20 protein-coding genes are annotated in these 24,673 nt (G+C 37.3%); 17 read left to right on the forward strand and 3 right to left on the reverse strand.

Going from position 1 to position 24,673, the window contains the following annotated elements:
* Positions 1–248: 248 nt before the first annotated feature.
* From gltB to A5819_RS07535, 8 genes are all read left to right on the forward strand, one after another.
* Positions 249–4,733 (forward strand): glutamate synthase large subunit, encoded by a 4,485-nt coding sequence (gene gltB / locus A5819_RS07500; protein ID WP_086278071.1) that lies wholly within the window; start codon positions 249–251, stop codon positions 4,731–4,733.
* 5 nt (positions 4,734–4,738) lie between these two features.
* The gene (locus A5819_RS07505) at positions 4,739–6,187 is read left to right on the forward strand and encodes a glutamate synthase subunit beta (protein WP_086278073.1); all 1,449 of its coding nucleotides are present in this window, start codon (positions 4,739–4,741) and stop codon (positions 6,185–6,187) included.
* A 211-nt stretch (positions 6,188–6,398) separates the two neighbouring features.
* Positions 6,399–6,668, forward strand: coding sequence for a 30S ribosomal protein S15 (gene rpsO, locus A5819_RS07510; protein ID WP_010770485.1), 270 nt, complete (start codon positions 6,399–6,401; stop codon positions 6,666–6,668).
* Between the two features lie 213 nt (positions 6,669–6,881).
* On the forward strand, positions 6,882–8,996 hold the full coding sequence (gene pnp / locus A5819_RS07515; RefSeq protein ID WP_086278075.1) for a polyribonucleotide nucleotidyltransferase: 2,115 nt from the start codon (positions 6,882–6,884) through the stop codon (positions 8,994–8,996).
* 183 nt (positions 8,997–9,179) lie between these two features.
* Positions 9,180–10,040, forward strand: a complete 861-nt coding sequence (gene mreC / locus A5819_RS07520; RefSeq protein ID WP_176271382.1) for a rod shape-determining protein MreC — start codon at positions 9,180–9,182, stop codon at positions 10,038–10,040.
* Positions 10,041–10,047: 7 nt separating this feature from the next.
* Positions 10,048–10,557 carry a rod shape-determining protein MreD gene (mreD, locus tag A5819_RS07525; RefSeq protein ID WP_086278079.1) on the forward strand — a complete coding sequence of 170 codons (510 nt, stop codon included), beginning with the start codon at positions 10,048–10,050 and terminating at the stop codon, positions 10,555–10,557.
* Positions 10,558–10,803: 246 nt separating this feature from the next.
* Positions 10,804–12,129 carry a CHAP domain-containing protein gene (locus tag A5819_RS07530; protein ID WP_086278082.1) on the forward strand — a complete coding sequence of 442 codons (1,326 nt, stop codon included), beginning with the start codon at positions 10,804–10,806 and terminating at the stop codon, positions 12,127–12,129.
* 366 nt (positions 12,130–12,495) lie between these two features.
* Positions 12,496–13,806, forward strand: coding sequence for an NlpC/P60 family protein (locus tag A5819_RS07535; protein ID WP_086278084.1), 1,311 nt, complete (start codon positions 12,496–12,498; stop codon positions 13,804–13,806).
* A 118-nt stretch (positions 13,807–13,924) separates the two neighbouring features.
* On the opposite strand, the gene A5819_RS07540 is transcribed toward A5819_RS07535, so the two are convergent.
* Positions 13,925–15,730: a M3 family oligoendopeptidase gene (locus A5819_RS07540; protein ID WP_086278085.1), complete on the reverse strand. Its 1,806-nt coding sequence runs from the start codon at positions 15,728–15,730 to the stop codon at positions 13,925–13,927.
* Positions 15,731–15,842: 112 nt separating this feature from the next.
* Here A5819_RS07540 and A5819_RS07545 point away from each other — a divergent pair, with 112 nt between their 5' ends.
* From A5819_RS07545 to A5819_RS07570, 6 genes are all read left to right on the forward strand, one after another.
* The gene (locus tag A5819_RS07545) at positions 15,843–16,346 is read left to right on the forward strand and encodes a VanZ family protein (protein WP_086278086.1); all 504 of its coding nucleotides are present in this window, start codon (positions 15,843–15,845) and stop codon (positions 16,344–16,346) included.
* Between the two features lie 183 nt (positions 16,347–16,529).
* The gene (locus tag A5819_RS07550; RefSeq protein WP_086278087.1) at positions 16,530–16,922 is read left to right on the forward strand and encodes a YxeA family protein; all 393 of its coding nucleotides are present in this window, start codon (positions 16,530–16,532) and stop codon (positions 16,920–16,922) included.
* 48 nt (positions 16,923–16,970) lie between these two features.
* The gene (locus A5819_RS07555; protein ID WP_086278088.1) at positions 16,971–17,180 is read left to right on the forward strand and encodes a hypothetical protein; all 210 of its coding nucleotides are present in this window, start codon (positions 16,971–16,973) and stop codon (positions 17,178–17,180) included.
* A 517-nt stretch (positions 17,181–17,697) separates the two neighbouring features.
* Positions 17,698–18,423 (forward strand): YebC/PmpR family DNA-binding transcriptional regulator, encoded by a 726-nt coding sequence (locus tag A5819_RS07560; protein ID WP_086278090.1) that lies wholly within the window; start codon positions 17,698–17,700, stop codon positions 18,421–18,423.
* Between the two features lie 75 nt (positions 18,424–18,498).
* The gene (locus A5819_RS07565; protein ID WP_086278092.1) at positions 18,499–19,029 is read left to right on the forward strand and encodes a GyrI-like domain-containing protein; all 531 of its coding nucleotides are present in this window, start codon (positions 18,499–18,501) and stop codon (positions 19,027–19,029) included.
* A 19-nt stretch (positions 19,030–19,048) separates the two neighbouring features.
* Entirely contained in the window at positions 19,049–19,447 is a 399-nt protein-coding gene (locus A5819_RS07570) for a DUF1801 domain-containing protein (protein ID WP_086278094.1), read from the forward strand.
* A gap of 102 nt (positions 19,448–19,549) precedes the next feature.
* Here the strand turns inward: A5819_RS07570 and A5819_RS07575 are convergent, their stop codons facing one another.
* Both A5819_RS07575 and A5819_RS07580 read right to left on the reverse strand, forming a co-directional pair.
* Positions 19,550–20,476: a LacI family DNA-binding transcriptional regulator gene (locus A5819_RS07575; RefSeq protein ID WP_086278097.1), complete on the reverse strand. Its 927-nt coding sequence runs from the start codon at positions 20,474–20,476 to the stop codon at positions 19,550–19,552.
* A gap of 18 nt (positions 20,477–20,494) precedes the next feature.
* Complete coding sequence (locus A5819_RS07580) at positions 20,495–20,785, reverse strand: hypothetical protein (protein ID WP_086278099.1); 291 nt, start codon at positions 20,783–20,785, stop codon at positions 20,495–20,497.
* 190 nt (positions 20,786–20,975) lie between these two features.
* Between A5819_RS07580 and lacD the strand changes: the two genes are divergently transcribed.
* From lacD to A5819_RS07595, 3 genes are all read left to right on the forward strand, one after another.
* Positions 20,976–21,965 carry a tagatose-bisphosphate aldolase gene (gene lacD, locus A5819_RS07585; RefSeq protein WP_086278101.1) on the forward strand — a complete coding sequence of 330 codons (990 nt, stop codon included), beginning with the start codon at positions 20,976–20,978 and terminating at the stop codon, positions 21,963–21,965.
* 909 nt (positions 21,966–22,874) lie between these two features.
* Positions 22,875–23,249: a hypothetical protein gene (locus A5819_RS07590; protein ID WP_086278103.1), complete on the forward strand. Its 375-nt coding sequence runs from the start codon at positions 22,875–22,877 to the stop codon at positions 23,247–23,249.
* 567 nt (positions 23,250–23,816) lie between these two features.
* Positions 23,817–24,673: DUF5776 domain-containing protein (locus A5819_RS07595; protein ID WP_139843554.1), on the forward strand; the 857-nt coding region annotated here is incomplete at its 3' end.

Raw genomic sequence — 24,673 nt, forward strand, 5'->3', positions numbered from 1 at the left:
TAGTTTGGTTAGCTTCATACTCTCGCTACATCAATAGAATGACTTGTTTGTAGCTTTTGGATGTGGGCATTTTTGCTAGCTCATTTTCGATCCTTTGATACCAGAAATGTATCCACAATCAGGATAGATCTTTATATTTGTAATTTTATATTTGCAATTTATATGCTATAATCCGAAATATAAAATTTAGGTTAAATTATTATGTCAAAAGTTTAATTTTCAGATTATTCAGAAAAAGAGGGTTTTATATGAAGATGATAAGTAACCAACAAACGATGTATGATTCATCATTTGAAAAAGACGCTTGTGGCATGGGCTTTATCGCCCAAAAAGACGGACAAGCATCAAGAAAATTGGTCGAATATGCGTTAACGATGTTAAAGCGGATGAACCACCGCGGAGGAACTGGTGCAGAACCCAATACAGGTGACGGTGCGGGGTTATTGATGGCAATGCCAGCCGGTTTTTTTGCAAAAGAAGCCCAAAAAAATGAAATTTCATTACCAGAAAAGGGACAGTACGCTGTAGGCATGTTTTTTTTGCCAAAAGAAAAAGACAAACGGGAATTATTGCAACAGTCGATTATTGCTGATATTTCTGAATCAGGGTTCAATACTCTTTGGGCTAGAGAAGTACCATATGCTTTTCATCAATGTGGGCGTGGTGCTCAGAAAGTAATGCCAAGTTTTGTGCAATTGTTCATTGAAAAGCCAAGAGGTATCTTGTCAGAACGAGCATTCGAAGATCAGCTATATCGTTTGCGTCGAGCGTTAGAAAAAAATTTTTCTTCTGAAGAAATGACTATTTGTAGCCTATCAAGTCAAACCATCGTTTACAAAGGTATGTTGCACGCGTATCAAGTAGGACTGTTTTTTAAAGACTTACAAGATCCTGATATGCAGACGAGTATTGTTTTGACGCATTCACGTTTTTCTACAAACACTTTTCCTAGCTGGAGCCGCGCCCAGCCTTTCCGCTTTTTGGCGCACAATGGTGAAATCAATACGTTACGCGGGGCTGAAAATTGGATGCATAGCCATCAGATTGAAGTGTATGATGAAGAAAATTCGGATTCTGCTAAGCTAGAAAACTGCTTAGAGTATCTTTATAGAAATGGACGGGACATTCCGCATGCCTTAATGATGATGGTGCCAGAGGCTTGGTCTAAAGAAGCAAAACTTTCAGAAGAATTAACAGCGTTTAACGAGTACAACGCTAGCTTTATGGCTCCTTGGGATGGTCCAGCAGCACTTTGCTTCACCGATGGCAAGTTTGTAGGGGCTGCTTTGGATAGAAATGGGTTACGTCCATCAAGATATTCAATTACCTCAGATGGGATAGTAGTGGTAGCTTCTGAATCTGGTGTTGTTGACTTGCCTGCTGCAACAGTGATTAAAAAAGGTGTTTTGGGTCCAGCAGAGATGTTTATTGTGGATACGATAACAGGAAATATTATGAAAAACGAAGAAATCAAAACATATTATGCTAAGCAACATCCATATAAAGAATGGTTGCAACAACAGCTTATTTCTGTTGATCAGTTAGAAAAAGAAGAAGAGGAATCACTCTATTCGGAAGATGAATTATTAGCAATGTGGAAATTGTTTGGCTACACAGATGAAGTTATTCGCACCTTGTTGCTGCCAATGGCAGAAAAAGGCGAAGAACCAGTTGTATCCATGGGCTTTGATTCGCCATTAGCGATTTTAAGCGATAAACCGCAGTCATTATTTACGTATTTTAAACAGCAGTTTGCACAAGTTACTAATCCGCCGATTGATGCAATTCGTGAAAAAATGGTGATCGGAACGGAATTGTTCTTAGGAAAAGATGCAGATATTCGTATAGATCAAAAAGTGAATTGTTGTAAATTGAAAATTGATAGTCCGATTTTGAGTACAGAACAATATCAAAAAGTAAAGAGCTTATCGGATGACTATCGAAAAACAATGGTTCAATCTATCTTATATGATGCGACAAGTCAGGATAGAAATAGTCTGCAAAGTGCGATGGAGACCTTCTTTTCCGAAGCCGAAACAAAAGTGAACCAGGGGGCAACCATTCTTATTTTGTCAGATCGAGGAGCGGGCAAGCAACAGCGTCCGATTCCTATCTTATTAGCAGTGTCTGGGTTACATAATTATCTGGTAAAACAAGGCAAGGGAGCGGCAGTGTCTCTTGTTGTTGATACTGCGGAAGCGTGCGAAGTGCATCATTTTGCAATGTTAATCGGCTACGGAGCAAGTGCAATCCATCCTTATGGAGCCTATGCTACTTTACGTCATTTTGATCGAAAAAAACAGCTTGAAACCTATCGCAAAGCATGTGAAAAAGGATTGATAAAGGTGATGTCGCGGATGGGGATTTCGACAATTGCTGGATATCAAGGTGCACAGCTATTCGAAGCAGTAGGGATTTCTGCTTCCGTTGTCGAAAAATATTTCACTGGAACAGCAACACGTATCGGTGGGCTTTCATTGGTACAAATCGAGCAAGAATATGCTCAGCGATATGAGGAAGCTTTCGGAGCCGAGGCAAAAGATTATCTAAAATCTGGTGGTAGTTACCAATACAAAGCAGATGGTGAACACCATTTATTTAATCCCGAAACGATTTATAATTTCCAACGTGCCGTTCGCTCAGGAGATTATCAGCTTTACAAAGAATATGCGAATCAGATAAATGCGGATATGGTAACCACACCTACCACGTTGCGTGCGATGTGGTCTTTCAATCAGGTGAATGAAGCAATTTCTATTAATGAGGTTGAGCCTGCAGAAGAAATTGTAAAGCGATTTAAAGTAGGTGCCATGTCTTTTGGCTCTCTAAGTGAAGAGGCACATACTTGCATCGCAGAAGGTATGAACCGGATTGGCGCGAAGTCCAATTCTGGAGAAGGAGGCGAAGATCGGCGTCGGTTTAAACCACTGGCGGATGGACGCAATTTAAATAGTAAAATCAAACAAGTAGCTTCTGGAAGGTTTGGTGTCAACGCTGAATATTTAATGAGTGCAGAAGAAATTCAAATTAAGATGGCACAAGGTGCAAAACCAGGAGAAGGGGGCCAATTACCAGCAAACAAAGCATTCCCTTGGGTTGCGGAAATTCGTGGCTCAACTCCAGGCGTTCAATTGATTTCACCGCCGCCGCATCACGATATTTATTCCATCGAGGATTTGGCGCAATTGATTTATGACTTAAAAACAATCAATCCATATGCTCGCATCAATGTAAAGTTAGTTTCTAGTACTGGGGTTGGCACAATCGCTACAGGCGTCGTAAAAGCTGGGGCAGATGTGGTAGTTGTTTCTGGCTATGATGGTGGGACAGGAGCATCACCGCGAAACTCTGTTAGAGATGCTGGGCTGCCATGGGAGATGGGAATTGCAGAAGCGCACCAAACACTAATGATGAATGGTCTTAGACAGCGTATGAGTCTTGAGACGGATGGGAAATTAATGACGGGTAGAGATATTGCTGTTGCGACGTTACTAGGAGCTGAGGAATTTAGTTTTGCCTCTTTAGCTCTTGTTGCAGTAGGCTGTGTCATGATGCGTGTTTGTAGTTTAAATACGTGTCCTGTCGGTGTAGCAACACAAAAACCAGCACTACGGAAATTTTTTGCTGGCAAACCAGAATACGTGATTAATACTATGATGTTCTTAGCGGAAGATTTACGTGAAGTGATGGCTGAACTCGGATTTAAAACCGTTGAAGAAATGATTGGGCACGGAGAATGTTTACGTCCACGTTTTACTGCAAAAGGTAAAGCAAAATCATTAGATTTCTCTCGTATGATTGGAAAATCGTTAGGAATTGAAAGAAAAGTCACCGACCCATTTTCAGAAAAACGGCAATGGCAATTACTAGATGATTATGCACAAGCTTCTATTGAAGCGAATCAAAAAATTAAAGTAAGTAAAACTATTAATAATGTGCAACGCTCAGTTGGTGCCCGAATGGGAGGGTGGATTGCGGAACGGTTTGGGAATTATAGTGTCACACCTGGGTTATTGAATTATACGTATACAGGGATTGCCGGACAGAGTTTTGGTGCGTTTATTACGCAAGGAATGTCGTTGCGATTAATTGGAGAAGCAAATGATTATGTTGCAAAAGGATTAAGTGGAGGACGTATTATTATCGTTCCACCAGAAGATGCTGCTTATGACAGTGAAAAATCACCAATTGTCGGAAATGTCGCTTGTTTTGGTGCCAATCGTGGAGAAGCATTCTTTCGGGGAATGGCTGGTGAGCGTTTTTGTGTCAGAAATAGTGGGGCAAATGTAGTAGTTGAAGGCATTGGTGATCATGGCTGCGAATATATGACAGGTGGTATCGCAGTTATCTTAGGAAAAACAGGTCGTAACTTTGGTGCAGGAATGTCAGGTGGTGTTGCCTATGTTTATGATCCAACACAGGAACTTGCAGAAAAATGCAACACTGAAATGGTTGAGCTATTTTCTATTGGCGAAAGTGGGCATGATGAGGACCTAAAAGAACTTATTGAAAAACACTATCGCTACACAGATTCAATAAAAGCAAAAATGCTATTGGATGATTGGGAAAATCAAATGCTGAATTTCGTCAAAGTATACCCGACGGAATACCACAAGATGATGAAGATGACAGAAAAAGTCCGTGAAGAGGGATACGAAGGTAATGAATTGATGCTTCGTGCATTTGAATTAGTTGTTGGCATAGACGTAGTAACGCAAGAAGGGAAGGGATAATTCATATGGCAGATCCATTTGGTTTTTTAAAGTATCCAAAGAAAGAAAATCCTTATCGCGAGATTAGCGAACGAATTTATGATTGGCAGGAATTACAAATACCACTTTCTGAAAAAGATCGACAAGAACAAGCTGCACGTTGTATGGATTGTGGGATTCCATTTTGTCATTCAGGAACTTTTTATGGAGGAAAGAGGGCAGTATCTGGTTGCCCTAATGACAATTTAATTCCTGAATGGAACGATTTAGTCTTTCAAGGAAGATATCAGGCAGCATTTGAACGATTGGCAAAAACGAATCCACTGCCTGAAATGACGGGACGTGTCTGCCCGGCCCCTTGTGAAAAAAGTTGTACGGAATCTTTAAACGGTGAAGGAGTTGCTATCCATGATAACGAACGCTTTATCATCGATACAGCGTTTGAAAATGATTGGGTAAAAGCATCAGGGCATCCAGGCAAGTCCACAGGTTTTAAAGTCGCAATTATTGGGAGTGGTCCAGCAGGATTATCGGCTGCATGGCGTTTGAATCAGTTAGGGCATGACGTGACTGTTTACGAGCGAAGCGATCGTTTCGGAGGTCTGTTGATGTATGGAATTCCCAATATGAAATTAGACAAAGGCATTGTACAACGTCGCATTGATTTGATGGCTGATCTAGGTGTAACGTTTATTGCAAATATAGAAATTGGACGAGACATTATGCCAGAAGAGTTAGAAGCGCGTTTTGATCGTGTGATTTTAGCTACAGGTGCTAGTATGCCAAGAGAGCTGGAAATTGAAGGACGTGAGCTTAATGGAGTCAAATTAGCTGTTGATTATTTGACTGAGGTGACTAAAGAGGTATTACAATATGGTAAAAAAACAACAAATCGAGAACTAGAAGGTAAGCATGTGATCGTTATTGGTGGTGGAGACACTGGAAATGATTGCATCGGTTCAGCTGTGCGTCAAGGAGCTGCTTCAGTAACACAATTGGAGATTACCCCAGAATTGCCTATAAGCCGTGACAACAATAATCCTTGGCCGGAATATCCAATGACGAAAAGGACTGGTTATGGTCAAGAGGAAGCCTTAGCTGTTTACAAAAATTCGATTATCAAACATCAAACATCAACAACTAGGTTTATTGGTGCAGAATGTGGGAGTATTGCCGCTATTGAGGTTGTCAAAGTAAATCAATCCTTTCAGCCAATTGATGGGACGCAAGAAACATTAAAGGCCGATTTAGTTCTATTGGCAATGGGTTTTTTAGGAGCAGAAACAACGTTATTTGATGCATTCGATGTTCATAAAATTTATGATGACTACACAACGAATAATGAACGTGTCTTAGTCGCTGGAGATGCTAAAAGAGGCCCAAGTTTAGTGATTTGGGCAATTCGAGAGGGACGACTAGCTGCAGAAAAAGTAGACGAATCATTGCGTTCATTAAGCATATCTTCAGCGATATAATAATTTGAAAAACACATTTTTTTATTTGATATAGCAGATATAAGAGAAACTAATTTAGTATTTTAACGAGAATCAATCACTACTTATTGACTAAGAAACAACTTTCCTGTAAAGTATAAATGTATGGAAACATACCGTCTTTTACTTGGTTGTGCGAATCACCAACGCATTACTCAGTAGGAAGATGACTATTAAAGAAGAGGTGAAAAACATGGCAATGTCAAAAGAAAAGAAAAACGAAATCATTAGCGAATACGCTCGTCATGAAGGAGATACTGGTTCACCAGAAGTACAGATTGCTGTATTAACTGCTGATATCAATCACTTGAATGAACACGCTCGCGTTCACAAAAAAGATCATCATTCTTACCGTGGACTAATGAAAAAAATTGGTCACCGTCGTAACTTGTTAGCTTACTTACGTAAGACTGACATCCAACGTTACCGCGTATTGATCGAACGTTTAGGATTACGTCGTTAATCAAAAAAGGAAAAGCGAGATTCTTAACGAACCTCGCTTTTTAGCTTATTCAAAAACGACAAAGGTAAAGTAGCCTTAAATTACTAAAAAATAAGTTTCTTTGGAAAGTTTGAATCGAATCTACTAACCAAATAAAAGGACTCAACTTTTTTGAATCTTTTCATTTGTTTAGTAGTAGTCTGACTTTTCCGAAGAACAAAGGAGAACAAAGACATGACAGAAAAACAAGTGTTTAAAACAACTTGGGGCGGACGCCCTTTACAAGTTGAGATTGGTCAATTAGCCAAACAAGCAAACGGTGCAGTATTAGTTCGTTATGGGGATACTGTAGTATTAACAGCTGCAGTCGCTTCAAAAGATGCGAGAGATTTTGATTTCTTTCCATTGACTGTTAACTATGAAGAAAAAATGTACTCAGTAGGGAAAATTCCTGGTGGATTTATTAAACGTGAAGGTCGTCCGAGTGAACGTGCAACACTAACAGCTCGTTTGATCGACCGTCCGATCCGTCCAATGTTTGCTGAAGGTTTCCGTAATGAAGTTCAAATCACCAATACAGTAATGAGCGTGGAACAAGATTGTACACCAGAAATGGCTGCAATGTTTGGTTCATCTCTGGCTTTAGCTATTTCAGATATTCCATTTGACGGACCAATTGCAGGTGTTGATGTTGGTCGTGTGGATGGAGAATATGTATTAAATCCAACCGTTGAACAGTCTGAAAAAACAGATATCGAGTTAACGGTTGCTGGAACGAAAAAAGCAATCAACATGGTTGAAAGTGGTGCTAAAGAAGTTTCAGAAGAAGACATGCTTGGTGCGTTACTTTTCGGGTTTGATGCAATCAAAGAATTAGTGGCATTCCAAGAAGAAATCGTTGCCGCAGTCGGTAAAGAAAAAATGGAAATCAAATTATTACAAGTCGATGCTGATTTGAAAAAAGAAATCTTCGCAGCTTATTATGCTCCAATGAAAGAAGCTGTGATGACAGAAGAAAAATTAGCTCGTGAAGTTAATATCGATGCAATCAAAGATCAATTGAAAGAAGCGTACGCTGAAAAATTTGCTGGTCATGAAGAGGAAGCGCAAGTAGCTAAAGAAGTAAAACAAATTGCAGAAGATCTAGAAAAAGATGTTGTTCGTGAGTTGATTACGATCGATAAAATCCGTCCTGATGGCCGTAAATTAGACGAAATCCGTCCATTGGCTTCAGAAGTTGGTATTTTACCACGTGTTCACGGCTCTGGCTTATTCACTCGTGGACAAACACAAGCATTGTCAGTTGTGACATTAGCACCACTTGGCGAACATCAAATCATTGATGGTTTAGGAGTGGAAGACAGCAAACGTTTCATCCATCACTATAATTTCCCGCAATTCTCTGTTGGTTCAACAGGTCGTGCAGGCTCTCCTGGTCGTCGTGAAATCGGTCACGGTGCTTTAGGTGAACGTGCGATGGCGCAAATTATTCCTGATGAAGCAGATTTCCCTTACATGATCCGTGTAGTATCAGAGGTTTTAGAATCAAATGGTTCATCTTCACAAGCAAGTATCTGTGCAGGTATTTTAGCCTTGATGGATGCTGGTGTGCCAATCAAAGCACCAGTTGCCGGCATCGCAATGGGACTTGTCAGTGATGGCGAAAACTATACGATTTTAACAGATATCCAAGGCTTAGAAGATCATCTAGGAGACATGGACTTTAAAGTTGCCGGAACGCGCGACGGAATCACAGCACTACAAATGGATATCAAAATCCAAGGAATTACGGAACAAATCCTAACAGAAGCATTGACTCAAGCGAAAAAAGCTCGTATGGAAATTCTTGCTGAATTGACATCAACATTAGCTGAACCTCGTCCAGAGTTAAGTAAATATGCACCTAAGATCGAAATGATCCAAATCGCTCCAGCCAAAATCAAAGATGTGATCGGTAAAGGCGGAGAAACAATCAACGGCATTATCGATGAAACAGGCGTTAAGATTGATATCGATCAAGAAGGTAATGTAAGTATTGCTTCTGCTGATGCAGATATGATCAAAAAAGCGATCAAGATCATTGAAGAGTTGACAAAAGAAGTTGAAGTTGGTCAAGTTTACTTAGGTAAAGTCGTTCGTATCGAAAAATTCGGTGCATTTGTTAACTTGATCAAAGGAAAAGATGGTCTAGTTCACATTTCTCAATTAGCCAATGAACGTGTCAACAATGTCGAAGATGTTGTGAAACTTGGCGATGAAGTACTTGTAAAAGTTATGGAAATCGATAAACAAGGCCGTGTGAACGTTTCACGTAAAGCGTTGTTGACAGAAGAAAATAAAGAAAAATAAGCAATCGATTGTTGCTTTAGTTTACATGTTTTAAGCAGAGTAAGGCATTTGGCTTACTCTGCTTTTTTGTAAAAATGATTTTATTTAATAAAATTAAGTAAAGAGACACCACAGCTCTTTTGTTTGCTTCTAATTAGTGGTAAAATTATTGCTATCAGTCTAAAGATTATTCGGGGTGTCGATGTGAAAAAATTTAATCCAAATAAAAATATAATTATCACGTTAATCGTAGTGATCATCGTGGTTACTATCATCAGTTTGACCGCAGCTCATAGAGCAAACGATGGGAAGAGCAATCTAGGTCAATCTGCAGTCAACGACAGTGTAAGTTTTGTCGATAAGGTCATTTCATTTCCAGCGAATGTGATCGGTAGCGGAGTCTCATCGATCAGTACATTATTTAACACGTATGATGAAAATGTGCGCTTAAAAGAGCGGATTGATGGTTATGGTGAGTTATCGATTCAAAATGATAATTTAAAAAAAGAAAATGAAACGTTGAAGAAAGAATTAGCGTTAAACGAGACGTTAGGCAATTATGAAAAAGTGACAGCAACTGTTGTGTCACGTTCTCCTGATATGTGGCAAGATCTCCTGATTGTTGATCGTGGATCAAATGATGGGATCGAGCCGAATATGGCCGTGATGGCGCAAAAAGGGTTGATTGGACGTGTCGTTGAAGTCAATGCGACGTCATCGAAAGTAGAACTATTAACGTCTAAAAATCAAAATTCAAATCATTTCCCAGTCCAAATCAATTCTGAAAAAGGCGATTCTTATGGATTATTGAAGAATTATGATGATAAGGAAAATACGTTGATCATCAGTCAATTAGTAGGAGATATGGATATCAAAGAAGGCGATATCGTTCAAACATCTGGGTTGGGTCAAAACTCTCCAGCAAACTTGCCAGTTGGTGTGGTTCAAAAAGTTAAACCAGATAGCTATGGCCTAGACCGTGAAGTGTATGTTAAACCTTATGCTGATATGTATGGGATTCCCGTTGTGACGATCATCAAGCGACTAGCTGGAGCGGGGGAATGATGAATAAATGATACGTAAAGAAAATGTTAGATACTATGCGCCTGTGGTTTTCTTTTTGCTTATGCTGATTGATGGTCAATTGACTCAGGCTGCCATAAATTTAACGGATAACGTCTATTTTGCGAATGCGCATCTTATGTTATTAGCATTTTTGATGGCAGTTCCCAATTTATCGAAACGTTACCTGTTGATTACGACGTTAGTCTTGGGTATGATCTGTGATAGTTATTATATTGGCATTATAGGGATTTATACAGTAGCACTAGCAGCAACTGTTATGATGATGTATCGTTTCCAGAGAGTAGTTCATACGAATTTACTAACTGCGTTTTTCGGAATGATTATTTTTGTAACGACGTATGAACTAATTGCAGTAGGACTTCAAATTGTTTTTCATCTATCAAACGTTGCTCCACTATTATTTATCACAAAAGTTTTAGGACCAACCTTACTTTTTAATATGTTGATATTTGTTATTTTTTCTTATCCATTAAAGAGATTATTCGCGAATGAATAGTCTTTTTTCTATAGCTGGAGTTAGAGTGTAATATTACAGTCTTTACTAGTAAAACCTATAGTTAAACCGGATTGGCGCTAGTTACAAGCGTTATTTAATTAGCTTACATGAAACAATTTTGTAATATCCTGTTTATCTGTATGTCATACTGCTATGGTACAATTAGCTCGTTGTCAATGAAACTATGACTGAAACAATACTCAGCAATTATAAAATACATAAAAGTAAACACCGGAGGACTTAAGCGTGAAAAAAAGTATATTATCAGCATTGATGGTCTGTTCGATTACTCTTAGCGCAGCTGCTTTGCCAATAGCTGCAGTGGCAGATGACTATGATACAAAGATCGAACAACAAGATGAAATCATCAACGGACTAAAAACGAAAGAATCAGAAGCTGCAACTAAACTAGCCGCAATCGAAGCTGACATGTTGAGTACAGCAACAAAAATCGATGAATTGACCGATAAGAAAAAAACACTTAAAGATGAAATCACAACATTATATGGTGAAATTTCTGATTTAAATGTTCGTATTCAAAAAAGAGAAGTTCAAATGCGTAACCAAGCTCGCGATGTTCAGGTTAGTGGAACGAGTACTAGTTATTTAGACGTTATTCTTAATTCTGAATCAATTTCAGATGCAATTAGTCGTGTACAAGGGATTTCTACATTGGTTAAAGCCAACAATGATCTATTAGAGCAACAAAACTCTGATAAAAAAGAAGTAGAGAAAAAGACTAAAACCGTTGAAACACAAATTTCTGTTCTAGAAACTTCAACAAAAGAATTAACAGATAAGCAAGCTTCGTTAGATACTTTAAAAATTGAGCAAGAGATTGCAAAAAATGATTTAGAAGCGCAACGTTCAACAGAAGAAGGCAAAAAATCTGAATACGTTGAACAAAAAGCAGCTGCTCAAAAGAAACTAGAAGAAGAGCAAGCAAAACAAGTAAAACAAGCAGAAGCGCAAAGAAAAGCTGAAGCTGAAGCCGCTGTAAAACTTGCAGAAGCACAAGCATCAAATCCAGGTCTTGCCAAAACAAATGTTGTAGAAGAAAATGGAACAACAAGTACAACACCTGTTGCACCAACACCTGAAAAACCTAGCGATAATAACACTGGCGGCGGTAGTAGCATTGGGACCGGCGGCGTGTCAGAAGCGAAGAAAAGAGCGGCTCAAATTGCCTTGAATGCTGTTGGTCAGACAAACCCAACAGGTTGGGGACAAAGTGGTGAATGTATCGTAGCTGTACAAAATTGGCTGAATGCAGCCGGTGTCAGATTCTCACCAGGTGGCCCGCATAGTGGGTATACACAATCAGGTGCAGTTCAGGTATCATGGTCTGATGTTCAAGTTGGAGATGTGGTTCAATACGAGAACGCACTTAGTCCAGATGCATGGTTAGATGGTGTTCATACAGTTCTAGTCGTTGGTGTTAACGGCAGTTCAGTTCAAATTGTGGAATCAAATAACCCAGCAGGATCAGGTTATGTATCGACAACTACAGGTTGGACACCAAGTCCATATGCTGCAAACTTTAGAGCAGTTGTCTGGCGTTTCCCAGGATAAACCAATTAAAAAAACATCCTCATCGACAAAACCATTTTTAGTTTTGTCGATGAGGATTATTTGTATTATATTGTCTAATAAAGTAAGGTATAAGAATCGGTGTAGTTGTTCATATCTTTTTTGATCACAGATCGTTGAATCAATCAGAAATAGAGTTGAAAGAATTGTTTTAGTAAGTACATAGGGTATAAATAGTCTCTATTTCAGTCGTCATGTTTAACTTTCAAAAATGAAATACTCCTGTAACATTATTTTTATATGTATGACATGTGATTATGATACAATGATTTCGTTGTCAATATTAGAATGAAAATTACTCAAAAGATGAACCATTATATGATAAGTAAAAAGTCGGAGGAATGAATAGTGAAGAAAAGTATATTGCCATTATTAATGACTTGCTCATTAGTTCTTACATCTGTAGCATTACCAGCAATCGCATCAGCAGATGAAGTGGATTCAAAAATTCAACAAAAAGACCAAGCGATTTCAGGATTGAAATCTAAAGAAGCTGACGCTCAAAGTCAAGTGGCTGCGGTACAAGATCAAGTAGCTTCTATTAATGAAAAAGCAGAAACTTTATTAGCTGAACAAGGCAAATTAAGAACAACATCGACTAACTTAGAAAAAGAAATTACACAATTAACAAAACGTATTGAAAAACGTGAAGTTGCTATCCAAAACCAAGCACGTGACGTACAAGTTAATGGCGGTAGCTCAAGCTACATGGATGCATTATTGAACGCAAAATCAGTATCTGATGCTATTACTCGTGTAACAGCTATGTCTACGATTGTTAATGCAAACAATAACTTAGTGAAACAACAACAAGAAGATAAAAAAGCAGTAGAAACAAAGAAAACTGAAAATGAAGAAAAATTACAAGAATTACAAGATAATCAAGTAGAACTTGAAGCTCAAAAAGGCGATCTTGTTAAAGCAGAAGCTGATTTGAATGTATTACAAACAACATTGGCTGCTGAAAGAGCAACTGCTGAAGATCAAAAAGCTAGCTTAGTAAAAGAAAAAGATGCTGCAATTGCAGAACAAGCACGTATTGCAGAACAAGCAAAAGTAGTAGCAGCAAATGCTAAAAAAGCTTCTGAAGAAGCTGCAGCTGCTAAAGCAACAAAACCAAGTACTACAACTGCTTCATCAACTGAAGAATCAGCAACTATTGGTAGCTCAACAAATAATAACAATACTGAAGTGGTAACACCTGCTGTTAATAATAACGGTGGAGGCGACGGAACAGTTGATCCGACACCAACTCCAGATCCTGTTAAACCAGATCCAATCCCAGACCCAACTCCACTACCACCATCAACTGGCGGTTCTGCAATTTCTATCGCAGCAGCACAAGTTGGTAAACCATATGTATGGGGTGCTAAAGGTCCAAATAGCTTTGACTGTTCTGGTTTAGTCTACTATGCATTTATGAATTCAACTGGCCGCAACGTTGGTGGTTATACAGTTGCACAAGAAAGTGCTGGTACACGTATCTCTGTAGGCGAAGCTCAAGCAGGAGATTTATACTTCTGGGGTAGCCCAGGTGCTTCTTACCATGTAGCGATTGCTACAGGTGGTGGCGGTTATATCCACGCTGGTAACGAAAGTACAGGCGTTGAGTACAGCAATGTTGGTTCATTCACACCAAGTTTCGCTGTACGCATGTAATCAAATTAAATCTAATAATTTAAGAATCAGACTGATGTCTGGTTCTTTTTTTTGTAAAAAGAAATAGAAAGAACTCGATTCAAAGTATTTTCTACCTTGAACTGAGTTCTTTCTATTTTTATTTAATATAATCTTCAGTCAACTCTAAAAATTCATTTACATCTTTAATTACTTGATCGATCCCAGCTTGCCAAAAATCAGGTTTTGTTAGGTCTACATCTAAATGTTTTTTAGCCAAATCTTCAGAAGTCATGGATGCTGTATCTCGAAGTAACGCGATATATTGATCTTCAAAACCGCTACCTTGTTGATTTGCATAAGCGTAGATCCCCATACTAAACAAATAGCCAAATGTATAAGGGAAATTATAAAATGGAACATCATCAATAAAGAAATGAAGTTTACTTGCCCAGAAATGAGGATGGTAAGATCCCAAACTATCTTGATAACTTTCTTTTTGTGCTTCTAGCATTAGTTCGGTGATTTCATCTTCACTTAAAAGTCCATTTTGACGTGCTTCATAAAAATTATTTTCAAAAATAAAACGAGAATGGATATTCATAAACATGGCAATGGCATTTTGCATTTTGATATCCAATAAATTTATTTTTTCCTCTGGTGTCTCTGCTTTTTTCAAGGTAGCATCTGCTACAATCAATTCTGCAAACGTACTAGCTGTTTCAGCAACGTTCATTGCATATTCTCGGTCAAGTGCAGGGAGATCCCACATCACGCTGCTGTGGAACGCATGACCTAACTCGTGTGCTAATGTTGCAACTTCATTGATCGAATTTCCAAAAGTCATAAAGATTCTAGATTCTTTTGTTTCGGGAAGTTCCGTACAATAGCCACCTGGGCGTTTATCTGGACGATCTTCGGCTTCGATCCAACTCTTTTCAAAAGCACCTTTCGCAAAAGTTGCCATGGCTGGACTAAATTTTTCAAAGTTTTCTAAGATAAATGCTGCTGCTTCATCAAAACTGTAGCTTTTTTCTTTTAAGTCACCTAAGATGATCGGCGCATCTTGATCTTGCCAATCCATTTTGTCTTTCCCGAATAACTGTGCTTTACGAGTTAAGAAGTCGATGAATGGTTGTTTATTTTTTTGAATGGTTGCCCACATCACATCTAAGGTTTCTTTTTGCATCCGGTTATAGTTTAATGGTTTTTCTAAGAAATCCGTCACACCATGTAGTTTGTAGTCACTCAAACGGAAACCATCTAAATGATTCAATGTATCTGCTAACAAGGGTGCTTTGTCACTCCAAGCTTTTTCCCACGCAATAAACAGTGCTTCACGGACTTCTGGGTTAGGATCACTCATCATACGGTTAAAGGCTTGGCCGGCTGAAAGTAATGTTGTTTGATCGCCTTCTTTAAATGGAATCAGAATACTAGCTACAATGGTATCATAGTGGCTGCTCCAAGCATTTAGCCCATCTAAGGATAAGGTGTTGATGATATTTTCTTCTTGCTCAGATAGGAGTTGCATGCCATCACGACGAATCTCACCTAAGCGAAAAGCAATGGAGTCAAAAACAGGTAGACTGATTAATGCTTGCCAATGTTCATCAGAAATTTCTGTCAATTTTTTTGTGAAAATAGTTTCTGCTAACTGAATTGCAGGTAATTGTGAGAAAAGATCTCCAGCTAAAATTTTGGCTTTCTTGTCTTTTGTGTCAGCTGAAGATAATGCGTTGATAAAACTACCACATTGTGAAAATCCGTCTGAAATTTTTTCATGTAAAGCTAAAATCTCTTGTAATTTTTGATAATCTGCATCGTTTTCTGGTGTCCATTGCTCGATCAATTGATGATAGCTGGCGCTTTGTTCTTTCAGTTGTGTTAATCGTTGTTCTAATTCCACAGAGTGGCTGCCACCAGGGAAGATACTATCTAGATCCCAAATAAGTGAATAAGTCATACTCGATTCCTTCTTTCTTAAATTCATTTCTTTTAGTATATCATAAGAAAAATTGAGTGATTGTTTATTTTGTTTAAAAAGTCTACTATAATAAAAGAAAAGAGGTGACGATTTGAAAAAACAGTTAAAAAATAGTAATTTTTATATAGTTGTAGCGTTTTTGATCATGGCAGTATTATTCTATAGCTCTTCCCAAACATATGAACAACAATCACAAGTGGGGTTATTGGATAATTTATTAAGCAATCATCCATTTAAAGAACAGCTGAAAGGAATTTCATTTAGTTATGCTGGTAGTGAAGTAAGTGTTCAAGCAATGGGGTATGCTAAGTTTATAGAATTTTTTATTCGTAAGGGTGCTCATTTTGGTACATACTTTTTATTGGGTGGCAGCTGGTTTATCGGATTGAACATGAAAATCAAGCAGCCTCTTTTAATCGGCGTTGTAGCATGGCTTACCGCAACTGGTTATGCTGGCTTGGATGAATATCATCAAATGTTGACAGGTGGACGGACCCCGTTATTTCAGGACGTGATGTTAGATTCTATTGGTGCATTAACTGCAGTATTACTTTGCCTAATTGTGATAGGTATCAAAAAGATGAAGAAGAAATAGAAGAAGTTGGGCTCTGAAGGAAGAACAAATAGTAAGACCACCTACCGACTAGAGTAATCCAGTCGGTATTTTTATCATTTTATTCTAAAAATCAGTCTCAAGCTGGATGAAAATTAATAGTAAAAAAACTATGATAAGGAAAGTGAGTGAAACGACCGATAAAAAGAGAAGGAGAAAAACAGTATGAAACGTTTCTGTAAATCCATATTCGCAACGATTATTATTTTGATACTCAGCGTTATTGGCCTTAGAATTTATACATACAATAATACATCAACTGCTGCAGCTGTGATCGATCGTCTAAACCCATTCGTTAAAAATGATACACTATATACTAAGACGACAGCTAAGTATGAGGGGAAATATCCAGATGCTGTCAGTAAGATAGAAAATTTTACTTATATTCAAACTTGTTATAACAAAAATGGGTACACAAGAAAACTGGAATATATTTCATTTGGAAAACAGCTGTCACCAGGCAAGTTCCTAAAATTAGAAGTCAAAGGGCAGAATGTTTTGTACTGGGAAGAAATCAAACAGCAAGAATTACCAGAATCTGTTGTACCGCTATTGTAGCCAAACGAAAGAAATCCTTCTATAATAAAAAAGAAGGAGTGATTGAATATGGAGATTTTGACTATCAACCAAGTCAAAACTAGAGATACTGCAACAATAGCTAGCTTAGGTATGTTGGCTTACCGAGTTTTTCCGGATACAGGATGCATCAATATCCAGTTATTAAGCGGTGAACAAGAAGAATGTACGATTCCATTCAAAACTGGTGAAATGGCAGTATTAAGTGGTGTAGAGCTTCGTCTAGATATTATTGCATAGTACTATAGATAAATAAGGGAAGGCAATTGCTGAAAGGTATTGTCTTCCCTTGATTTGTTTAAATAGGATTTGAATCATATAAATGAGAGTAAGGGTTGCAACTATTAAGAAGCATAGTAAAATGGAAGGTAACTAACTGGATGTCTAGCTACACGGGCTAGCCTCTCGGGAAAAAGATAAAAATTGATTATGGCAAAGAGCGCCACCCTCAATTTTTCCTATTTTCCTGTCAGGGCTGACCAAGCTCTTTCAGCTTTTAATGTTATCTAGCTACGCGGGCTAGCCTCTCGGAAAAAAGATAAAAATGGAATGTGACAAAAAGCGTCACAGTCAATTTTTTCTATTTTTCAGTCGAGGCTAAACGAGCCCGCTACGCTTTTAAATTATCTAGCTGCACAAATCAATCCTTAGGAAAATAGATAAATTGTCAGTGAAACAAAGAACGTTTCAATGTCAATTTCCTAATTTTCTACAAAATCAAACGATTTGTTCCGCTTTTAAATTAGGAGGAGAAATAATGGCAGGTCACAGTAAATGGAAGAATATTCAAGGTCGGAAAAATGCGCAGGATGCTAAACGGGGGAAGATTTTTCAAAAGTTATCAAGGGAAATTTATATGGCAGCTAAAGCAGGAGGGGCTGATCCAGCGACGAATGCGGCTTTAAGACTGGTGATGGATAAAGCAAAAGCAGCTAATATGCCTAATGATAATATCGATCGTGCAATCAAAAAGGCTAGCAGTACAGGTGAAAATGAGCATTATGATGAGATTACGTATGAAGGCTATGGACCAGCTGGTGTGGCGATTTTAGTCTATGCCTTGACAGATAATCGCAATCGGACTGGAACCAATGTCCGAGTCGCATTTACTAGAAATGGTGGTTCTTTAGGGGAAACGGGTTCGGTCAGCTATATGTTTGATCGTAAAGGCTATATTGCGATCGAGCGTTCAGGTCTTTCTGTGGATGAAGATACAATGTTTGAAAATGTGTTGGAAGCAGGAGCGGAGGATTTAGAAACCTCAGAAGAAGTATTTGAAATTTATACAGCACCGGAAGATTTTACTGCAGTTCGCGATGTTTTAGAAAAAGACGGATATAATTTAGCTCAAGCGGAATTAACAATGGTTCCTCAAACGTTGGTCGAACTTGAGGCTGAGCAACAAGAGCAACTACAAATTTTGATCGATAAACTAGAAGAAGATGATGACGTATCAGAAGTTTTTACTTCAGCTGATCTGTGATTTAAAAAATGATGACATGATGTTGTCATCATTCTCATGTTAATTTATAGTCATCACGTAAATGGAGATGAAACTATGAATTATAAAATCGAAGAAAAAGCAGCTTTTGCAGTTGGTGGATATTTACAAGAAATGCCGAAAATCGAAAAAAATGAAAATTTTTATGAAATATCACATTTTTGGTCAAATTTAACAGAAAACAAAATGAATCAGTTGATGTCTGTAACAGATGGAACTATTCAATGTTTACTTGGCATTTCTGATAGCAACAAAGCACAACGAGAATCATTTAACTATCTGATTGGCACAAGTGTAAAGCCTAGAGATATTAAGATGGATAGTTTAGATCTTATCCAGTTTCCAGTATCAGACTGGGCAGTAGTTGAATGTGTGGGTGCAATTTCAGCAGGTGTTACAGCCGTGGATGACAAGCAACCGTTTGAACCGAATACCTTGATGAAATCAAAAATGCAAATGAGCGCACCTTGGAACAATAATGGACTGGTTGAGAATACTGAGCTACCTAGAGTAGAACTTTATCCAATGGGGAACATGGAATCCGAGGATTACCGGTGTGAATTATGGATTCCAATTAAAAAATACTAGTTCTAAAAAGAGGGATTGAATGAAAGAGATTATTGATATAAATGTAGCAAAGGTTTTTGAACAGTATCCAAAGGAATATCGTAAACCATTACTACAGATAAGAGAGTTGATTTTTAATACCGCTGCAGGACTGGCTAGTGTCGGTGAGCTAGAAGAAAGTTTGAAGTGGCAGCAGCCATCTTATGCGACAAGAGTCAGTAAATCAGGCAGTCCGATCCGGCTCGATCGCTTTGGTGCTGAAAAGATTGCGATTTTCTTTCATTGTCAAACAACGTTGGTGGAAGAATTCAGAGCATTGTTTAGTGATATTTTTGAATTTTCCAAGAATCGAGCAATTGTTCTTGATCCAGAAACAGAATTACCAATCAATGAACTAACTTTCTGCATTGAGCAAGCATTAACGTATCATAAAAGATGATTTAACGAAAAAAAAGATACTATAGGTGTGGGACAGAAGTAAAAAAACTTCTGTCCTAGCTGTATAGTATCGTTTTTTTTATTATTCAGCTGGTAGGAACTCCTATATCCGCTGAATAAAAGTATAGGGGATTGCTATACTCTGGTTCGATTTTTCAAATAGCAAGTGAAAGGCAGCCGCACCACATTGATCTAAATGATGATCAATAGTAGAAAAACCGAGCAGTTGACTAGATAATAAGTTTTCTTCACCAATAACTTGTACGTTTTCTTGGTCAATGTGCTGTAAGACACCAGCTGCAACGTCGTCGCCATTAGTCACGATCACATCAAGTTCTTTTATCTTAGAAAAATGAATGCCTGCGTTTACACCATCTTCAAAAGAGCGGCAATTTCTAACGATCATCACCTCATCCAACTTTCCTATGATCGTTTGATAGGTCTCAAGTACTAAAGCAGTACTGGCACTAATCGTTTCTGATCGTCCAACAGTTAAGGCAATCTTTGAATGACCTTGTTTTTTTAAACTAGTAAATAGATCGATATATGATTCTTCACGTTTGATGGACACACAAGAAATTGGAAAGTCATCAGTATCTTCACAACAAATGATCGGTGCGTATTTTAAATAACGTGCAATCGTTTCAAATGATACTTTTTTTGAGGTAATGATCATACCATCCCAAGCTTTTGCAGCTAATTCATCTAAATATTGCTTCTCGATATTCGGATCATAATTTGTAGGCAGTAAGGTTACTTTGTATCCTTCCTTGAATGCGGCGCCTAAAATACCGCTGACGATTTTTTCAGAATAAGGATGATTAGCATAAGGAATCATCACCGCGATATGAGTTGATTTTCCACTACTTAAATCACGGGCTTTAGCATTTGGGATATAGTCAAGATCATGCATGATCTTCAAGACTTTCGTTCGTTTTTCCTCAGAGACGTAAGGATGATTATTCAAAACTCGTGAAACAGTCGTGACTGAATAGCCTGAAAGCTTGGCAATATCACGTATATTTGCCATAGATGACTCCTTTCAAAATTAGTAACTAACGCTGATCGGACGCAAGATGCTGCTTAAAAAAGGGAGCAAGTGATTACCATAATCAATAAAGCGATAATGCTCTTTTTCATAATCAAAACAAATGAAATCAAGCTCGCCTTCTGCTCCAAACGTCAAACCTTCTATTTCAGCCAATTCTACTGCTTTATCGATCGGTTTGCAATAGTTATTCAAACTCCGAATGACAAGTGAGCTCTTCTCCGTTGTTAAAGAAACAAAATAATAATCCAGTCCTAAACGATCAGTTAATTCAAGCATCCCATTCATCATAATTTGATACCTCCTGTCTTTTTTTCACTATAAAGTATGAAACGGGTATCAGGTCAAGAAGGAATTCTTCATTTTATTTAAAGTTGTCTTATAAAGTTTCATTATCATCTCCTTTGTCTTTATAAATGCTAGAGAGTATACTCAAGAGTAAGAGAAGTATTTCCTTAAAAAGAGCAAAGGAGTCGTTACGATGATCAAAATCAGTCAAGCAAAAATGGATGCTTTAAATCGTTTATCAAATGAAAAAGGATTGATCGAAGCTTTGGCAATCGATCAACGAGGTTCGCTGAAAAAAATGATTGCCGCTGCTAGTACAATGGCAACAGGAGAAGAAATTGTCGAGTTCAAACAAGTCGCTTCACAAGAGCTGACACCCTACGCTTCAGCGATTCTGCTTGATCCAGAATACGGGTTGCCAGCAACCAAAGTACGTGATGAAAACTGTGGCTTGCTATTAGCTTATGAAAAGACTGGATATGATACAACAATACCAGGTAGAATGCCAGATTTATTAGAGAGTTGGTCAGTTTCACGTTTGAAAGAAGCGGGTGCTGATGCAATCAAGTTTTTACTTTATTATGATCCAGACGAACCGGCTGCAATCAATAAGTTGAAGCATGTTTTTGTAGAACGTTTAGGCAGTGAATGCCTCGGAGAAGATATCCCGCTTTTTGTAGAAATCGTCACCTATGATACTGAAATTATTGATGCAAATTCTGCGGCATTTGCCAGAGTAAAGCCTCATAAAGTATTAGAGTCAATGATTGAATTTTCTAAACCGCAATATCATATTGATGTTTTGAAAATGGAAGTCCCAGTAAATATGAACTATGTAGAAGGCTTTGCTGAAAATGAAGTGGTATATAGCAAAAAAGAAGCGTTAGGTTATTTCAAAAAACAAAGCGAATTAACTGAACTGCCATTCATTTTTCTTAGTGCAGGTGTTTCGACAAAGTTATTTCAGGAAACACTGGAATTTGCTAAAGAAGCTGGTTCTAAGTTTAACGGTGTCCTTTGTGGACGTGCAACTTGGCGTGAAGGGGTAAAACCATTTGCAGCTAAAGGAGAAGCAGCTGGCCGTGACTGGTTTGTCACCCAAGGGAAAGAGAATATCGAAACATTGAATGAAATCGTTGATCGTTGTGGAACTTCGTGGCGGTCAAAAGTTGAGGTTGAATAAACAGAAAAGAAGCGTCAGAACTAAATCGGTTTATGATTTAGCTCTGACGCTTTCTGTCCTTTGTTGATTAAGAAATAAAGAGAAAATAAAGTTTTTTTCTATGTATTGCGGATAAACTTTCATTAAACTATTGAATGTTGGAATCAAGTAACTGTTTGGCTAAGCAGCATGTTGGATAAGTTTGATGTGAAATATACTTTAGTTTATGCTGTAATTGTTTTATTTTGGAAAACGTTAGATTTGTTTTTGTATAGCGAAGAACTTGAAACGACGGTTTTTGGTGTAAATAAAAAAGTAGCTTAAATCAAATAGGTAAACTACTTTTTTTAGATTTATTATGTTAATTCAAGAAAAAAATACTTTTCTTCTGCTTCCACCACGCCTTTTCCTATTTGGCTACCCTACCGCTCCGCAGAAGAAAAGTAAAAGTACAGGTAAAGCTAGATTAAAAACATTCATTATAATTTCTTCCTTTAACAAATCATATACGTAACTGGAAATTAAAGCCAGAATGAAGTCTAACCAAATAGTAGTGTCTGGCATATGGTAGGGGTAGGATTCGAACCCACATTAACTACATTAATTGGTTGTAATCTATTTGATATATACGATCCACGTTTATTATATAAAATTTAGGTGCTGCCATTTTTCTTTTTAAATGGCATAGATTTTATATTGATAAATGGCACAAACTAATATTACATTTAGAAGAACGGCTATTTACTGAAGGGCATTCGCCTATTGTGCCAAATAAGTCGAAAGAAATTTGGTCATTTAAATTGAAAAGTGACAAATGATTACTAATGCTCAATAGAGTTGTTCAAATATATAAATTAAAGAGCGTAATTGATGTTTTAAAAGATGATGTTTGATAAATTAATCTTAACTTAATGAAAAGGGGAGATTACTATGTCAAACAGAAGAAAAAAAGAAAATACCTGTAATGAGTTGGTCGTGATTATGACAACAAATGCGATGAGATTTCCAGAGGTTCAAGCCTTTTGGAAACCCTGTCGGAAGCTGAATACTTATTCAATGCTATTTTGTATGGAAGAAGAAGATTTAATTGCCTCTTGTCTAAAAGCAAATCCTCGAGGATCAGTTTGTATTTTTAATTTAGAAACAGAGCATGTTCTCCTGTTGAAAGGAATATTTACTCAAGTGAAAGTGACTAAATTGCAATTAGAAGATTACTTCGTGCAGTATGAAGAAATGAAACAAAGAATGACCCCAATAGTATTTGAATTTCAGTCATTAACTAAAGAAGAGCTAACGATTTATTAAAACTATCGTGAGAAAACAGTAACTAAAAATCAGACAGAATGCATTAAACTAAGCTGTATGAGTATAACTAAATATACATTAAAACGCGATCTTTAGTAGTTATGGCGAGATCGCGTTTTTTTAAATTCTGCATGTAAAGAATGGAATCAGACACAAGCACGTTTAGTCAGATTCTTTTAAATATGCGATTCCCATAAACATTCGTTTTTAGGACAAGAAGGATAATGCTCAATTATCCTTTGTTAATTTCCTTTTTAAATGGTGGTATTTTCGCCTCGATAAATGGCGGTAAGGAAAAGCATTCATTGTTTAGTCTAAATTAAGTGTGCAGAAAATGATGACACTTTATTGAACAGATAGGGAATGCCGAAAAATCAAGATTTCTACCTGTTCAACAGAAATCGCTGGTTAAATGAATATACTATTTTCAAAAAACTTGGATTATAGAAGTGTAATATAACAATTCTTATTTTCCTTCTTCCTTTATTTACGGATAAATGATATAGTAAAAATAACGTTATAAATTATAACGTTATTTTTACTTACTATAAGAAAGGAAGTTATTAAATGAAAAAAAAGAAAAAAATATTATTGGGGATTTTAGTTATGATGCTTTTAAGCATAAGCAGCGTTTGGCAGCCAAAGGCTGTCAGTGCAGCCGATACCATCATTGGAGATGATTATCCAGCAAAATGGAAAAATCTTCCTTTGGGAGCAACTAATGATAATTGGAAAATGGCTACGAGATATTGTACTTCGTTTGTAGCAAATCGATTAAGTGTAGTTAACAAATTTGATATAAGAAGAGATGGATTGGATTGGAACGCTAATCAATGGGGAAATAATGCAAAAATACAAGGGTATAAAGTTGATATGAATCCAAAGCGTGGTTCTGTAGCTTACTGGAATGCTAAATATCATGTTGCTTGGGTAGCAGCTGTAGATGGGAATAGAGTTCTCATTGAAGAATACAACTATGATTATAATGGAAACTATAATTCACGTTGGATTAATAAAAATGTTGTAGATGGATACATTCATTTTAAAGATATGAGTGCAACATTACCACCAATTGATTTGACTAACTATTTTACTGTCAATCCTAAAAAAGTAGCTGCTAAGGTAAATTCTTGGGTATATAATAATAAGGATACATTTTCGGCTGCGACACAATCTAGAGAAATTAAGAAAGATGAAATGGTTGATGTTGTAAGAATTGAATATAGTTCAACGGGGTATCCTAGACTAGTAACCAAAGAAGGATACTTGTCAGCAAATAAAAATTATTTTGTCAAATTACCAGATAATATTAATGACTATATAACAACGGCTCAAAGATTAGTAACGAAAGAAAATATTTGGTTATATAATAATAAAGATACATTTTCTGCTGAAACTCAAGTAGTTCAAATTCCTAAAGATAC

It is taken from the genome of Enterococcus sp. 7E2_DIV0204 (genome assembly GCF_002140855.1).
Taxonomy (GTDB): Bacteria; Bacillota; Bacilli; order Lactobacillales; family Enterococcaceae; genus Enterococcus_L; species Enterococcus_L lemimoniae.